Here is a 14,529-nt window from a genome sequence, read left to right on the forward strand (position 1 = left end):
ATCAATGAAATTTGATAATTCGATTTTTTACATCTCCTGACATACAGCTGTATCAATACTACCTGTTCCGATGGTAACTAAAGCAACTTACTCGTCCATTTCTTCCTACTTGATTATTTCAAATGATAAAAAATAGATTTATTCACCACAAGGCTTGAATATTTTCATGTCTATTGGCCAATTAGAAACCCTGAGACAAACACCTGCTAACCAAATCAAATATAATGTTACAGGCGAAACTCGACTTGAAGCTAACCAAAGATTCCCTCAAGAATTACAAAGAAACGGGTATAATGTTGAGTTAATATCACTACCAAGTGGGCATAATGAATTATCAACAATTCATGTTATAACTAACCAGGCACTTCCATTTGTTTGCGCTGATAAACCATACAATAAAGATGAGCAAAGTCAGTTGTCATCGGTTACACTGCAACCATCAGAGGAAGAATTATTAGCAGCACGTGAAAGAATGCAAAATTTTAAAACAACAATGCGACATAACGCTCTTGATCTTACTGCAAATCAGGAGGAAATGAAAAAAGATGATAGTTCTACCCCATTGACAATCACACCAAAGCCACCATGGGAGCAGTAATAGTTTACTCTAATTTTTATCTTAAAAACCATTTCTATGGCAAAAGGCTACAACCCATACACGGCAAGGGTTATGGGTCTCTATAAAAATGAAGTGACCCATTTTGCACACGTATCCTGACTTACCCCATACTGCATTCTCAATCAATCTGCGAGCTCTTGACTGGTTTGTTAAACCGCCGATTCCTTGACGAATATCTGATTAAACAAATAGGACAAGCAAAACGTATCAAAACATCTCAACGAGCACCCCAACTAGGCTATAATTTATAATAAGATTTTGCTTAAAAGAAGGTCTTTCAAGATGAAATTGTGAAATGGATTTATTGAGCAATATCTTGAATGGAGAATGAGATATGAATCAACAATATACCGCACGAATTTATTCCAATGAGAAAATAATACAATATAAGTCTGGCGATGATATTGAGAAATTATATATTTGGATGTTAGCCGAAGTTAGTGATACACCCGGCGACATTAGAGGCGAAATAATTGACAATGCGACGACAAAGGTAGTTCGACATTTTAAAAAAGCACCCGTAGAATAATGAACAAATGCCTATAGTCGCCTCAAAATACGCCACATTTGATCTTTCCTCGAAAAAACAGGACACCAACATTATGCAACCAACCCAAAGTCATTCGGGGTCTGAAACCCTAAAGTTGAATGGATGCGCTGACGATTGTAAAACACTTCAATGTAATCGAATAGAGCTAATCGAGCATCCTTTCTAGTTTTATATTGTTCCCCATAAATCATTTCGACTTTCAAAGTATGATAGAAACTTTCCATAACTGCATTGTCATAACAGTTACCCGAGCCACTCATGGAGCAAATAAAATCATGTTCTTTGAGAAGCGATTGATAAGCATTACTGCAATATTGAGATCCTATATCAGAATGATGAATAACGCCATTAGGTGGGTTATTGCGGTGAATCGCCATGATAAGAGCATCTTCAATAAGGCTTGTAACCAACCGAGTTCCCATGCTCCAACCGACAATCTGTCGATTGAATAAATCTATGCTAGATAAAGCCAGCCCTCATCAGTTTGAATGTAGGTTATATCAGACGCCCAAACGGTGTTAATAGCAACAGGATTAAATGGTCTTCCCAAGATATTTTCGGCCACATGCTTTGAGTGGCGACTATCTGTTGTCACTTTAAAACGCCTTGCCGCTTTAGGTTTGAGTTCTTCCTGCTGCATTAAGCGTTTGATCCTCGCTTTCCCATGATATTTACCCAACTTACGCAATGCCTGTTGTAATCGCTACTGGATACGCCTAATGCCTAACAAAGCTTTTGTACACGATGAAAAGCCGATTGTTCTTTTATTACCGCATATTTCGCTGGCCTTCCTTGGCGAAAAACGCTGCCGCCTTTTTTAAGATTTCTCGCTCTTCTTCCAGCTCCGCTACACGCGCTTTCAATCGCTTTAATTCTAAGTCTTTTTCATTTAATTGAGATTGATTTGGGAATACTTTCTCTTGTTTGAGAAGGTATTGTTTGCGCCAGTTATATAGGTTATTTTCTGCTACAACAAGCTCTCTGGCTACTTGTCTTAAGGGCTTATTACTTGATTCCAGTAGTTCAATAGCTTTAATTTTGAACTCTTTTGTATAAACTTGTCTTACCATGATTACTCCTTGTTGATGAGATTATATCTCTTAAACAAGGTGTCCGGCTATTCGAGAGAAGATCACTTTCACTCTTAGTGATCATAACATTCACTCAGAAGTACAAGCATATTAAAAATAAATCAGGGGCTTCTAAAATATCAATATGATGTGGGAAGTTATTTAGAAGTCCTTAAAAATAAGTTCATAAAATAATTTAAATTTTTTAATATTATTTGTATATCGTATTAGATATCACATGGAAAATAAAAAGAACTTATTGGCCTTCGCATAATTAATTCTGCAACAGTTAATAAATAAAAATCTCTCAAATACATCAATAAATATAAGAAAAGTAAGGTAATTGAGTTTCTTGTTCTTTTCTGATGATGTTTTCTTTGAGATTTGTTGATTTCTAGATCAATAAGGAAGAAAGGATAATTTCTCTTTATAAGGAAATTCTTATGAGCAATACAAATCATGCAATCATTGAACGCATTGGCAATGAAAAAAAATAAATGTCAATTTTCTAAATAAAAACCAAGACGTCGATGAAAAAAGCAAATATATGTATACTGCACTGGAAGAAGAGGAGTATGATGTAATCCGCTCAAGGTGTTGCCCTGTTAGCTACAGGGCCAATAGACTACGCTTTTTCTACTTTGATATCACGAGTACTTTTTTTAGCCTCTTCTTTTTTCGGCAACTCAATGCAAAGTGTTCCTTTTTTAAAAGTTGCCTTAGCCTTATCAACATCTATTGTTGAAGGCAATGAAATAGAACGCTCATACTTCCCATAGCTAATTTCTCGAGAAAGATATTTTTTGTCTTCATTCTTTTTAGAAGTCGACTTTTCACCAGAAATGGTCAATATATTATCCGCTAAAGAAACCTTGATATCTTTTTCATCCATACCGGGCATCTCAAGCTCAATACTGTAATGATCTTTATCTTCCACAACATCCATTGATGGGGCAAGATTTAGATTATCAAATTCCCAATTGAATCGAGAGGGCGAAAAAAAATCATTAAAATCATGAAATACACGATCTATTTCATTTTGAAGTCTTAAGAACGGATTATGTGTATGCTCAATGGCAATCGGGGTTTCTTTTTTCCATTTTATTAATTTACTCATCGTTTCACTCCTTAAATTGATACGTTTGTCATTTCTGACTGATTATAAAGTTGGACTCACAACCTCATTTTGTCAAGTCAATTACATTACAAAACAATCATCTGCAAAATCGATATGTGGCGTTACAACGCTTAAAATCTCAATCCCTTAGAGTATTGAAGATGTCGAAAGTGATTTTTTAAATGTCACAATTAAATTTGAATCTTTCACTTTTGAGCTCATAGAATTGGGATCATAGCCCTGTGGTAATTGGAATGTTTGACTGTAATTACTCTGAGAATAGCTTACACTTTTACTATTATCCTGTTCACGAGTGATTTTTTGCGTTATATTTGAACTAACCACTAATTGTCCCTCTTTAACAGAAACATCAACTTTACTATCCCCACCTTTAGGTAATTTTATTTTATAAACAAGCTCATTTTTACTTTCTTTAATTTCAACATTATTTGTATTACCAAAGAGCATTTGATTGGGTTGTTTTAGAAGGTTAGTGTGCATTTGTGAGAATTGACTCTTCATAAACTGGTCCATAGCCTGTTGCATTTTTTCCATTTGCTTCAAAACATCATAAGGTGATTGAAAAAAGGGATCGTTATCAAATGGATCTAAGGCTAATAAATCTTTACTCTTTTGTACTTGATTATTTTGTTTCGCTTCAAGTGCTATGGCTCCTGCTGACATCATAGTGATAAGAGGAACAGAGATTAAAATAGGAAGTAGTTTCTTTTTCATCTAAATCTCCTTTCAAGATTGGCTTATCAAAAACTCTAGTCACCGTTTTACACAAAGTTTCATAGCTCTAATTTTATTACTTAATAGCCAATATCGGGGCAAATTACGCAGTTTTCAAGGCGCTTCGCTCAGAGCCAAATGCGTTGGCAGGGGTAAAGAAGCATTGGAGTTCTAATCATCATAAGACCGTAAATTATTATTCATCTCTCAGCGCAATAAAATCCTTCTTTAGAATTCATTACAAAATGACATTATATAACTGTTCATACAAAGGATGCTTTTTAATTGCTTCATTGAACTCATCAGGATCAATAAACCCACATAATCCGATGTTTACGAGCCGTCTTATTTTTTCATGACAACATTAGCTTGTGACTTGCAAACGCCCTATAGAATCATAACCAGTCCAGGTATAAGATGCAAAGTCATCACCAAAGTCTATTTTACATATGGAGCAGCGCCCTTGATTTTTTGCATGGAGTTTATCGATTTGCTTTTGTGGTTTCTTTTGAGTCTTCATTATAGAGCGATTAAGGATAGATAGATGAATGATTATATCAGGATAATTTATTAAGAGGTTGGCCTTTGTAAATGCTTTATGCTGTAAGTAAAAAAGAGTTGGACTGCGAACAAAAGAGAAGCCTGAAGGACTTGTTGCTCAAAGATAACTCCTGGTATCACTATTTCCAGAAGTATAAAGACACGCTACGCCATGAGGTTTTGGAAACAATCTCGAACATTTTAAGTTGCGGGAGCACCTTGCGAGGATTTTCCTGTTATGACTGCCCCAACCCTAAATGCACTCATAGCAAAAAAGTTGCGTTTACCTGCCATAATCGGTTTTGCTCGAAGTGTGGGAAGAAAGCCACCGAGAATTGGATAAGCAAACAAATTCATCTGTTACCCAGTTGTGACTGGCAGCATATTACGTTTACGATGCCACGGGAATTATGGAGGTTTTTCAAAGAAAACTGGATTTTGTTAGGTTGGCTGCTGCCAGTAGCAGCTTCTATTTTGCTGCGGTTAGCGAGTCATAAAGGAGTCTTACCCGGAATGTTTGCAGCGCTTCATAGCTTTGGCTGAGATTTAAAGTTCAATCCGCACGTGCATATCTCGACTACCCAAGGAGGGATAAATGATAAAGAGACACGTTTTGTCACGTTCTACTTCAAAAAGAAAGTGATTATGGAGATGTGGCGTTATCGTGTGATACAGATGTTGAAAAAAGCCTATAGAGAAGGAGTTCTTGTTCTTCCTGAAGTATTAAATGCCCTATGCCCGACACAGGGTCATTTTAGCGCTTGGCTCAATCGTAGACTCAACAAACCGTGGATAGTTCATGTGGCCAAACCACAAAAAAACCCACAGGCGTCAATTAATTATCTTGGGCGTTATATTCGTAGGCCACCGATTGGCCACAGCAGGTTACGGCATTACAATGGCCAAAATGTAACCTTTAACTTCCTGAATCATAAGACGAATCAACACGAAGATTTTCACTGCTCTACGGAGGAGTTTATCCGTAGACTGGTACAACATATCCCTAAAAAGCATTTCAGGATGTTGCGCTATTATGGATTTCTTGTAAATAGAGTACGGAGAGAGAAATTACCATTAGTTCGTGCTTTATTGGGGTAAGAACCTGAGCCCAAAACCTACAATCTCAAATACCCATAGTTGATGCAAAAGACCTTTGGGATTAATCCTAAGGAATGCATTCTATGTCATAGCGAAATGGAACTTGCTTATCGCAAAATTGGTGCTAACGCTGCGTTTTTTATGAAAATCACGAGAAACTGGCACAAAGAAAAAGGCTGGTTGCATAGGCGTTCCCAGGATAGATCTATCTAAAATTTGGAATTATTTTATAACTTTAAGCGTATTGACTTAATTTAATCCGACATAGTGTGTCTCGAAATAGCATCCAGTGTCACCTTAGCACCTTGGTTGTTTATATTTTACCAACACTCCTGTCCCGATTTAACATTGAGATTCCTAAGTATGAACAACAATTTGATTTTGTCTTATTCAATACAGTATTGTGTTTTTTGAATTTACCTTTAGTAGCACTTCTTGAAGCAAAACGGGTTTTAAAGCCCAATGGTAAGCTTATTATTGGTATGATTGATAAACATTCGATGATTGGACAGCAATATGAGGCCACCAAGCAAGATAATCTGTTTTATCGATACGCTCATTTTTATTCGGTACAGGAGGTCTTTGAATTGCTTCATGAAATTAATTTTAAAGAAGAAGCAATTTATCAAACTTTATTCTCTCCTGTTGATACTATATTAACGCCAGAGGAGAGTAAACCAGGCTATGGGGAAGGAGGGTTTGTTGTTCTTTCTGCTTATGTTAAACCCAATCGATTTTCCTATTTAGATTTTATTTGATAGACGTTCTAGTTAAATCAAGTAAGCCGATAATTGAGCAAACTATTTAAAATTTAATTACTCTGTATATTAAGATTGATTTTCTTAACAGTTACACTAGGAAAACTCTAATTTGCAGTGGCGTTGAGATAAATTACCTATTTTTTAAATTGCCTGATTGCTTGATGAGTTCTCCCGACTTGCTATCAATTTTTCTTGGATTCAAGATGTGCTTTATGAGTTTCACCCAGAATTTCAAATGTTTCTTTTATTACATACAGAGCACCTTTCTATCTGCTCCGATAGCAGCTTGATAGCATTCGCAACCCATGTCATTTCCTTTTAAGTGGTTGCTTAGAATCCTTATCAGTCTCTCTGGTATTGGTGCAAGGTTATTTTATGAGTTCATGACAGAATAACGGCGTAACATTAAAGGTTTGGAGTAGATTAAGTTTTAATCAAAGGCATAAAACTTGTCGTAACCCATCATCCAAGGCATTTAAATCTTTATCTGAAAGGTTTCCTGCCACTTTTTTTAAACGACTTTTATCAATCGTTCTTATTTGATCACAAACTGCGGTAACTTGTTTGCCAAGACAAGAAACAGTGATGGTAATTGGTGGTCTGGCTGTAGCAGAGCTTGAAAGAGGAACGACGACAACAGTGCGTCTTGCTTGATTAATCGGTGTTGCTCCAACTAAAACGCAAGGTCTGAGTTTGTTGATTTCAGAGCCTGTAGTAGGGTCGAGGTTTACCCAATATACATCACCACGATTCATCAGTTAATCCATCTTGAACCGTTATATCCCAATCGTTCATTTCATTTTGTAAACCATGATCATTTTCAACAGCTAAAGCGCATTCATAGAGCGCTTTTTCACGTCGTTCAATTTCTTTTTCAATAAGATGAGCAATCACCTTGCTGCGTTGTCGCTGAGGTATTGCTGCTCTCATTCTAGAAGCGATTTGATCGGGTATTGATATTAAAACTTTATTCATCATTATCTCCATCTATATATAATATAATATATCCTATATCTAAAGACAAATTATTCTGATTGTGGAAAATAATTATTCTCTTTTTTTATAATTGGAAGGTGGTACTCGTTAAAAAATAAGCAGCATTTGCTGAGAGTCCTGAGATTGGGATTGAATGGTTGAGTTTTGATTCAGCAATGATCGAACTTGCTTTTTCCGAGGTCTCTTTTTCATAGGTGCTGGATCCTCCATAAAGCAGGCCCATGGTAGTATTTGTTGGTATAGAACATCATGGGTTTGATAAGAGATCAGATAATAACCGCGTTGGTTTCGTTCTTTCACCATGACGCAAAAGTGCTTCAAGGCATCAGAAAAACTTGCAAAGGCAATAATATGGCTTTGCCCAAATCTGGACTTGATACGTCCATTGGATGCGCAGAGTGTCCAGTCACCCAATAAATCCTGTTCCAGGCGAATGACGTAATAGCGCGTTGCCTTTTCAAAACGGACGGCATGATAACATTCCTTGGGTTTAAAATTAAGGTAATGAACCCATGGCAGGGTGGTGAACCAGGGGAATCATCACCAAGATTTACCGGTTGCAGGTTCCGTGATACTCATTTCTGTAAATCCATTGCGACAGCCGGCAATCGATTCGGCTTCATGCATTAAGTCATAGATAGTTTCATCCAGATCCTTATCACTGGTATAGGGAATTTTAAGACTGTATTCCCATCCATCCTTGTCTTTTTTCACCATATCAAAGGCTGAAAAGCAGTATTGCTCGATTTGCCGCCTGGATTCATTTTTTCCACGCACAAACTTATTGTTGTTTTCTACGCGCAGCCAAACTTCAACCACGGCAATTTTTTGAGTTCCCTGGCTGCCTGGAATTGATTTTTCTGGATTATCCTGTCGTTGGGTTTTAAGAATACGATAAACACTGGCAATACCCATATTAAGTTTTTTAGCAATAGCGGTGCGTGTGTATCCCTGATTGATTAACTCCATGACCTCATTAGTTTTTGAGCGTGCTGTGGGTTTTCTCCCTTTGTATTTGCCTTCGCGTTTTGCGCGCTCAATACCTTCCAGTTGCCGCTCACGGCGAAGGTTGGTTTCAAACTCAGCAAAGACACCCAGCATATCCAAAAAGAATTTACCTGAGGCATTAGAGGTATCCACAGGTTGCTCCAATGCTTTTAGGTGGATCTCTTTCTCTTTTAAATAATGCAGTAAAGTCTGTAAATCCAGAATACTGCGGGTTAAGCGGTCAATTCGTGTAACTACCAAGGTATCGCCTTCACGAATATACTCCATGCATTCATCCAGTGCGGTTCGGTTTTTTTTTGAAGTACCACTTTTTTTCTCGGAAAAGATCTTTTTACATCCAGCGCATTTTAAAGCATCAAGTTGAATGTCCAAATTTTGGTCAATTGTAGATACGCGGGCATAACCAACAAGCGCCATGAATTTTCCTATCAATAATATTTAAAATTAGTGATAGTACATTATCATAAATAAAAATCAGATTCTATTGATATGAAAAACAAGGGATTTAAAGGCAAGGCAAAATTTATCACAAGGGTGTACTTTATTGATAGCCCATATAAAATAGAAAAATTGAAAATGTAATGCATTTGTTATACAATTAAAATATCAGTATTTTGGGAGTTACTAAGATGAATAAGGCGGCAACAATTAATGCTCGTATTGAGCCTGCTCTTAAAATGCAGGCAGAAGCGATTTTGCATAAGGTAGGCTTATCTACAGCCGAGGCGATTCGACTGTTCTATAGCCAGGTCTGTCTCCAAAATGGCCTGCCTTTTGAGGTAAAAATACCGAACAAAGAGACAAGAGAGGCCATGGCAGAGCTGGAATCAGGAAAAGGCGAGCGATTTAAAACAATGAAGGATGTATGGGATTCTGTAGATAATGCTTGAATTAGAGTTGGCGACACAGTTTAAGCGTGATTTGAAAAAGATTACGAAGCAAGGGAAAAGAAGGACGCTCTTAGACTCTATTGTAGAGCAATTGCAAAAGGAAGAACCCCTGGATCCAAAGCATAAGGATCACAGTCTTTCCGTAAATTGGGATGGTTATCGTGAATGTCACATTACCCCCGATTGGTTATTAATTTATAAGACCATTAAAGATGATCGCATACAATTGCTGCGATTATCACGAACAGGATCACATAGTGATTTGTTTGGGTGAGTTCTAAAGGTGTTACTCTCTGTCGCAATACCGATCTCTATGGAATACGAATTAATCGAGATGATCTTTATTTTGAGATAAGCCGATACTTGTTCAACCAATTCAAAGGTTAGTAAAATAATCCCAACAAGTATTCTATCGAAATGCTGATTTTTATCTTTTTACCTAGTATGTAGTGCTCAGGTTTTTTTTGTTTTAAAAGCAGTTGTATAGTTGGCGATAATATCATTAGCCTCTAACTTGTATTGTGCCAGATGTTGTTTGACAGCTTGACTGTCTTCAAACTTATTTTCAGTGGCTATAGATCGTATAAATTTACGGGCGTTATTAACTAGCTTTTCTAATAAGCTCTTATTTATTATTTTTATATTGTTACTTGGAGGACACGCATACTCAAAACAAGTAGATAAATGAATCATAATAGGTACACATTTAGCACCATTGCCATAATTATTATTAAACCAAATTTCAGAACCATTCAGCTGATTACAATCGTGTTTGCAAATAAAATCGGTGGTTGCACCATTTTTACATTCAATAACTAAAAATTTTAAATCATCCAACAGCCAGAGATTATCTGGTCCTTTTCCATAATCATTTTCGGGGCGTTGGCCTATAAAGCCAAGAAGGTATGCTAACTCGTTAAAAGCATCCTCAAATATATTTGCAGTACCTTCACTAAATATAAGTTTTGAAAATACTCCCTCTGTATAGATAATAAGTTTGTTTCCATCTTTAAATTTGTCTTTTAAATAGGTAGAACATCGTATTGCTTGTGATCCTGTATGGGTTTTTAATGGTTTATAACTGATGCCTTCGATTGGTTTAAGAACTCTCAAATTATCAGAAATAGCGGATAGTTGGGTTTTTTGCGATTCCACCTTATCGTACTTGTTTATATACTCCGACATGTATTGTTTTAATACGCCTTTTAATAAAAGATCATCGGTTGAGTTATTGATTTCATGTAAAATTCTGTTTGCTGCTTCTTGTGGTTTCCCTGAGCGATCTAAATCGTAAGCTTCTCTTAAAGCGATTTTTATTGAGTCAGATGTATTTTTATTGGAGTAATTTAGGTTAGCCATAATACCTCTACTTAACTCAACCCATTGCGGGTCTCTTTTTAGACAGTAGTTTATTACGGATCTAATTTCCTCAACTCCTTTATCTTTTATTTGATCTGCTACCCTTTCTGACAATTCTAGTTGAGCCTTTGTCGCCGGTGAAAATAGTTCTAAAGTTTCGCCCGTATAAAGCTGAGAAGTAAGATCTTTTCCCATAAGAAAAATGACGCAATAATCATCATTAGATCTAACACCTCTCCCCATCCCCTGTTCTACTTTATGAACGATTTGATTTACTTTGTTCGAACTACCCGCAAGCTCGCTCTGGCGAATTTTATCAATATTATTTCGAGCGGCTGGTAATCCATCTATAACTAACAATCGACAAGCATTTTCGGGCAAATCAATCCCATCATATTTGTTAACTAAAATTGTTAAGCCAATATGAGTTGTTTTAAGTTGTTCAACTCCTTGAAGGATAGTGTCTTTTTTTAAAATGAGATCAGCTGCATCCTCCCAAAACTCCAATCGTTTGTTAGATGGGACAATAACTACCACGTTATATTCTTTGGATAATTTCAAACATAATTCTTTAACATCACTATCAAACATATTTGTGTTGAGAGCTTGTGGTAATAGGATTAATCGATCACCTACATCTCCCGCTGAATCTGGAGTGATAGGGTTATTAAGATATTGAGAGCTAACACCAAAATGGGTCGTTAAGACGCTATCGTCTGATAATGTCGCGGTCATAAATATTTTTCTTGATGCATTACTAATAGAAGGAATCACATCAATTGGAATACAATTACTAGTAATTTCAATGGAATGCTTACTAATAACGCAACTGCATCGCTCTAAATTTTCTTTTATTAATGGCCATTTAAATTTTATGTCTTCATGATTTTTGTTTTCAATTAAAACCTGCATTACCTTACTTAGATTTTCTTGCCAGTTCCAATATGGGATCAGAATGTAAGCAAAGGGGTCTCCCGCTTCAATCTCCAAATATTTTGCTTCCGACTGCCTTTTCATTGCTTCTTCAAAAAGACTAAATAATTTTTTATATGCTGGGTTAGATGATGACACGTTCAAAGTGAATTGTTCTTCGACTGTGTTTACGCACGCATGAGCATCATCAATAAGGAGTGTCTTAATGGGTATTTTTGCTCCCTCATCGCCAACACCAAATACTGATTTCCCGTTAATTAATTTATATATATTAGTTACTAGAATTGCTTTTCCTTTTAAAAAACTCTCATTTTCAGGGTTATCAACGGCATTTAATCCAAGATCTTTGGCTTCGGATAACACTTGTTCTACTAAAAAATTATCTGGAACTATATAAACTACAGGCCCTTTCTTCTCATTCAAGCAACTTTTTAAAATTAAAAGGCCAACCACTGTTTTACCGCCACCAGTATTCATTTTTATAACCAGGTTGCGTTCTTCTTTGCGGTCAAACCATTTGCTCCATACTTGAGATTGCACATCGCGGGGGTAATGGAATTTGTTTGGTTTTTTATTTGGTAAGGCGCTAAAAATTTCTCTTGGCTTTAAGACTGTATCAACAGTTTGTCCTGTACTCAGTTTGGAAAAATCTAATGCCATTTTATATCCTTTAAAAAGTACTGTTATTTGATGTTGGCCAAATGTTTATTAGGCTTGTAATTGCAATTTTAAGTGCATGTTGAGCGCATCAGCGACCTTTACCAACGTTTCTAATGAGGGAATAAAGGAGCTATTGCCGCTTTCAAGACGAGAAATAACCGATTGCTTGGTTCCAATTTTATTGGCCAACTCGGATTGAGTCATATGCCGCTTTTTACGGGCATTCACAATCATGACGGCAATGTTATTAATGATTTGCTCACGCTCATAGTGCTTGGCAAATTCTTCGTCCTTATTGATTTTGTCGTCAATAAACTCATTTAAGGTAAGTGCTTTCATGGTCGTATACCTCCATCATTCGTTTTTCAGCCAGTTCAATTTCTTGCTTTGGCGCTTTTTGTGACTGCTTTTTGTAAGCATGTAAAAGAACAATGATTTCCTTTTGAATACACACATAAAAAAAACGATAACCACTGCGTGATGTTTTAATCTTAATTTCCCAAAGCGAGCCTTTTATTTGCCTGAATTGTACCCTTGGGCTATCAAAACCAAGCTCTTCAACATTCTTTAAACAACCGGCAAGTCGCGCGATTTCATCGGATGGCAAATCATTTAGGAATTCCGCCACAGGGTTTTTGCCTGATTGTTTTTGGTAAAATTTTATTCTCATAGTAATTTATAGCATAAATGTGATATTTTGGAAAGTCTTTAACTAAAGTCTGTCATGGAATTTAGTTTGCTGCTTAACATTTCGGAGTTATTCAAAGACCCTAATTTATCGAGTAATTCCTTGATTGGCCTATTATTTTTTAGTGAAGGAGTCGCCCACAAAAACAAGATATCGTTATCAGATAATATTTTTTGCACAATATCTGGTTTTTCTTCCAGTAAAATCTCTATGGCACAAGATACTAACCATTTGGAGGTTGATAAATCACCTTTTGCGATTTCTTCAATGGTTTTCGGAGAAATACTTTTATCTTTATTAAAAAGGACTATGGATTTTTGGTGCAGTTTTTCTGATTTATTATGAATGGACAATAATTCAGAGAATACCGCTTGTATTTTTAAGGAAACATCCGATTTTACATTTTCAGATAGTCCGAGTTGATTAAGGAGCATCAGGGCTTGCTGCTTTTTGTCATCAGGAAGGCTTGCTGTCTTGATTTTAAGCTGCCCAATGGCTGCACTAATCATGGCATCATAAACATTTAAGTTGATGTCTTCCTCAGAGCATAGCTTGCTTATTTCATCTATAGTACCTATAAAACTGTTGGGTAATTTGATTCTAAAATCTTTTTGTTCGGACAGAGCCTTTGTAGAAAAGTAATGCTCAATAGCCGACATATTGTTCATATAATGCTTTAATTCAATGGTTTCTTCTGGGCTTAATTTATTCCAGGCATCAAATTCATCACAGTTATTGGCTTGAAATGAACCATAGGTTGTTTTTTTATCTGCTGATTGCACATGAACTCTAGGGGGTTTATTCATGTTTGCCTTAACGGCAAATGATAATTTTTTCATTAAATCACCTCAAATGATTTCTAGCCCCCAGCGATTGGAGGCTGGATAAGGTTTAATATTTATAGTTTGGTATTCTTTCGATTATATTATCAATGAACTCAACGAGTTGATCGCAATAAACCCCTTCTATCGCCTCATATGCAGAAACAGGATGCTTAAGCATCTCTGGAACTGTTTTATTTGAATAAAAAGTAATGTTATACAAATCATGTGCCTCATCCAATGTGATGCATACAAACCCATTGAGGCGGTGTGCATGAACTCGTATTGCAAGCATTGTATTGGATACTTTATACCATTTGGACACACCCCACGACCAGACGATCGCTTTATTTGTGTGCAGTAATTGGCGTTGGATAATTTCTGGAATAGTCATGCTGTTCTCCTATGTTTTTACTATTGGTCACTAAGACAAGAACAGTATAACAAGTGCATCTTAAAATATCAACATTTGTAATAAATAAAGTTTATAAAGAAAATTTATAAATAATTTTGACCTTGGGTCGGTTTTTTGCGATACTGTATTTGTTCCTTGAGAACAATAGTAAAAACATAGGAGAACAACATGTTACCAGTATTATCAAAAGATAAATTATTCAAATTAGCGCCATCCATATTCACACAAGCCAGCTCTTATAAAACGAGTACCAAGTACTCGCCCATTTC

The 14,529-nt window shown here is 36.2% G+C and carries 21 protein-coding genes and 1 pseudogene; 7 read left to right on the top strand and 15 right to left on the bottom strand.

Annotated features, from left to right (window positions below; translation table 11 throughout):
- Nucleotides 1–166 precede the first annotated feature (166 nt).
- Nucleotides 167–598: a hypothetical protein gene (locus tag ACWTE2_RS17165; protein ID WP_014845110.1), complete on the top strand. Its 432-nt coding sequence runs from the start codon at nucleotides 167–169 to the stop codon at nucleotides 596–598.
- A gap of 355 nt (nucleotides 599–953) precedes the next feature.
- On the top strand, nucleotides 954–1,148 hold the full coding sequence (locus ACWTE2_RS17170) for a hypothetical protein (protein ID WP_014845111.1): 195 nt from the start codon (nucleotides 954–956) through the stop codon (nucleotides 1,146–1,148).
- Between the two features lie 71 nt (nucleotides 1,149–1,219).
- On the opposite strand, the gene ACWTE2_RS17175 is transcribed toward ACWTE2_RS17170, so the two are convergent.
- From ACWTE2_RS17175 to ACWTE2_RS17200, 6 genes are all read right to left on the bottom strand, one after another.
- Complete coding sequence (locus tag ACWTE2_RS17175) at nucleotides 1,220–1,591, bottom strand: IS3 family transposase (RefSeq protein WP_019350446.1); 372 nt, start codon at nucleotides 1,589–1,591, stop codon at nucleotides 1,220–1,222.
- 32 nt (nucleotides 1,592–1,623) lie between these two features.
- Nucleotides 1,624–1,809 carry an IS3 family transposase gene (locus ACWTE2_RS17180; RefSeq protein WP_019350445.1) on the bottom strand — a complete coding sequence of 62 codons (186 nt, stop codon included), beginning with the start codon at nucleotides 1,807–1,809 and terminating at the stop codon, nucleotides 1,624–1,626.
- A 127-nt stretch (nucleotides 1,810–1,936) separates the two neighbouring features.
- Nucleotides 1,937–2,239, bottom strand: a complete 303-nt coding sequence (locus ACWTE2_RS17185; RefSeq protein WP_014845112.1) for a transposase — start codon at nucleotides 2,237–2,239, stop codon at nucleotides 1,937–1,939.
- Between the two features lie 625 nt (nucleotides 2,240–2,864).
- Nucleotides 2,865–3,356 (bottom strand): Hsp20/alpha crystallin family protein, encoded by a 492-nt coding sequence (locus ACWTE2_RS17190; protein ID WP_014845113.1) that lies wholly within the window; start codon nucleotides 3,354–3,356, stop codon nucleotides 2,865–2,867.
- Between the two features lie 147 nt (nucleotides 3,357–3,503).
- Nucleotides 3,504–4,091 (bottom strand): Hsp20/alpha crystallin family protein, encoded by a 588-nt coding sequence (locus ACWTE2_RS17195; protein WP_014845114.1) that lies wholly within the window; start codon nucleotides 4,089–4,091, stop codon nucleotides 3,504–3,506.
- 364 nt (nucleotides 4,092–4,455) lie between these two features.
- Nucleotides 4,456–4,611: a hypothetical protein gene (locus ACWTE2_RS17200; RefSeq protein WP_154080667.1), complete on the bottom strand. Its 156-nt coding sequence runs from the start codon at nucleotides 4,609–4,611 to the stop codon at nucleotides 4,456–4,458.
- A gap of 71 nt (nucleotides 4,612–4,682) precedes the next feature.
- On the opposite strand from ACWTE2_RS17200, the gene ACWTE2_RS17205 reads away from it, so the two are divergent.
- From ACWTE2_RS17205 to ACWTE2_RS17215, 3 genes and pseudogenes are all read left to right on the top strand, one after another.
- Nucleotides 4,683–5,174, top strand: coding sequence for an IS91 family transposase (locus ACWTE2_RS17205; RefSeq protein ID WP_051009158.1), 492 nt, complete (start codon nucleotides 4,683–4,685; stop codon nucleotides 5,172–5,174).
- A 12-nt stretch (nucleotides 5,175–5,186) separates the two neighbouring features.
- A pseudogene (locus ACWTE2_RS17210) lies at nucleotides 5,187–5,729 on the top strand (IS91 family transposase); the annotation flags it as partial.
- Between the two features lie 269 nt (nucleotides 5,730–5,998).
- The gene (locus ACWTE2_RS17215; protein WP_014845116.1) at nucleotides 5,999–6,487 is read left to right on the top strand and encodes a class I SAM-dependent methyltransferase; all 489 of its coding nucleotides are present in this window, start codon (nucleotides 5,999–6,001) and stop codon (nucleotides 6,485–6,487) included.
- 437 nt (nucleotides 6,488–6,924) lie between these two features.
- On the opposite strand, the gene ACWTE2_RS17220 is transcribed toward ACWTE2_RS17215, so the two are convergent.
- From ACWTE2_RS17220 to ACWTE2_RS17235, 4 genes are all read right to left on the bottom strand, one after another.
- Nucleotides 6,925–7,245 (bottom strand): type II toxin-antitoxin system PemK/MazF family toxin, encoded by a 321-nt coding sequence (locus ACWTE2_RS17220; RefSeq protein ID WP_014845117.1) that lies wholly within the window; start codon nucleotides 7,243–7,245, stop codon nucleotides 6,925–6,927.
- Complete coding sequence (locus tag ACWTE2_RS17225; protein WP_223499713.1) at nucleotides 7,232–7,468, bottom strand: hypothetical protein; 237 nt, start codon at nucleotides 7,466–7,468, stop codon at nucleotides 7,232–7,234. Before ACWTE2_RS17225 ends, ACWTE2_RS17220 begins: the two co-directional genes overlap by 14 nt.
- Nucleotides 7,469–7,573: 105 nt before the next feature.
- Complete coding sequence (locus tag ACWTE2_RS17230) at nucleotides 7,574–8,005, bottom strand: WGR domain-containing protein (protein WP_223499742.1); 432 nt, start codon at nucleotides 8,003–8,005, stop codon at nucleotides 7,574–7,576.
- 21 nt (nucleotides 8,006–8,026) lie between these two features.
- Nucleotides 8,027–8,911 carry a recombinase family protein gene (locus ACWTE2_RS17235; RefSeq protein WP_014845120.1) on the bottom strand — a complete coding sequence of 295 codons (885 nt, stop codon included), beginning with the start codon at nucleotides 8,909–8,911 and terminating at the stop codon, nucleotides 8,027–8,029.
- A gap of 212 nt (nucleotides 8,912–9,123) precedes the next feature.
- On the opposite strand from ACWTE2_RS17235, the gene ACWTE2_RS17240 reads away from it, so the two are divergent.
- Nucleotides 9,124–9,384, top strand: coding sequence for a type II toxin-antitoxin system RelB/DinJ family antitoxin (locus ACWTE2_RS17240; protein WP_014845121.1), 261 nt, complete (start codon nucleotides 9,124–9,126; stop codon nucleotides 9,382–9,384).
- Complete coding sequence (locus tag ACWTE2_RS17245; RefSeq protein ID WP_014845122.1) at nucleotides 9,377–9,658, top strand: type II toxin-antitoxin system RelE/ParE family toxin; 282 nt, start codon at nucleotides 9,377–9,379, stop codon at nucleotides 9,656–9,658. Before ACWTE2_RS17240 ends, ACWTE2_RS17245 begins: the two co-directional genes overlap by 8 nt.
- Nucleotides 9,659–9,837: 179 nt before the next feature.
- Here the strand turns inward: ACWTE2_RS17245 and ACWTE2_RS17250 are convergent, their stop codons facing one another.
- The 5 genes from ACWTE2_RS17250 to ACWTE2_RS17270 are packed head-to-tail and all read right to left on the bottom strand — an operon-like array spanning nucleotide 9,838 to nucleotide 14,239.
- A complete protein-coding gene (locus tag ACWTE2_RS17250; RefSeq protein ID WP_014845123.1) occupies nucleotides 9,838–12,336 on the bottom strand; it encodes a DEAD/DEAH box helicase family protein in 2,499 nt (832 codons plus the stop codon).
- A 48-nt stretch (nucleotides 12,337–12,384) separates the two neighbouring features.
- Nucleotides 12,385–12,675, bottom strand: a complete 291-nt coding sequence (locus tag ACWTE2_RS17255; RefSeq protein WP_014845124.1) for a helix-turn-helix domain-containing protein — start codon at nucleotides 12,673–12,675, stop codon at nucleotides 12,385–12,387.
- A complete protein-coding gene (locus ACWTE2_RS17260; protein WP_014845125.1) occupies nucleotides 12,653–13,006 on the bottom strand; it encodes a type II toxin-antitoxin system RelE/ParE family toxin in 354 nt (117 codons plus the stop codon). Before ACWTE2_RS17260 ends, ACWTE2_RS17255 begins: the two co-directional genes overlap by 23 nt.
- A gap of 38 nt (nucleotides 13,007–13,044) precedes the next feature.
- On the bottom strand, nucleotides 13,045–13,863 hold the full coding sequence (locus tag ACWTE2_RS17265) for a hypothetical protein (RefSeq protein WP_014845126.1): 819 nt from the start codon (nucleotides 13,861–13,863) through the stop codon (nucleotides 13,045–13,047).
- A gap of 52 nt (nucleotides 13,864–13,915) precedes the next feature.
- Nucleotides 13,916–14,239 carry a hypothetical protein gene (locus tag ACWTE2_RS17270; protein WP_014845127.1) on the bottom strand — a complete coding sequence of 108 codons (324 nt, stop codon included), beginning with the start codon at nucleotides 14,237–14,239 and terminating at the stop codon, nucleotides 13,916–13,918.
- Nucleotides 14,240–14,529: the final 290 nt, after the last annotated feature.

The organism is Legionella nigrisilvae, from assembly GCF_977063395.2.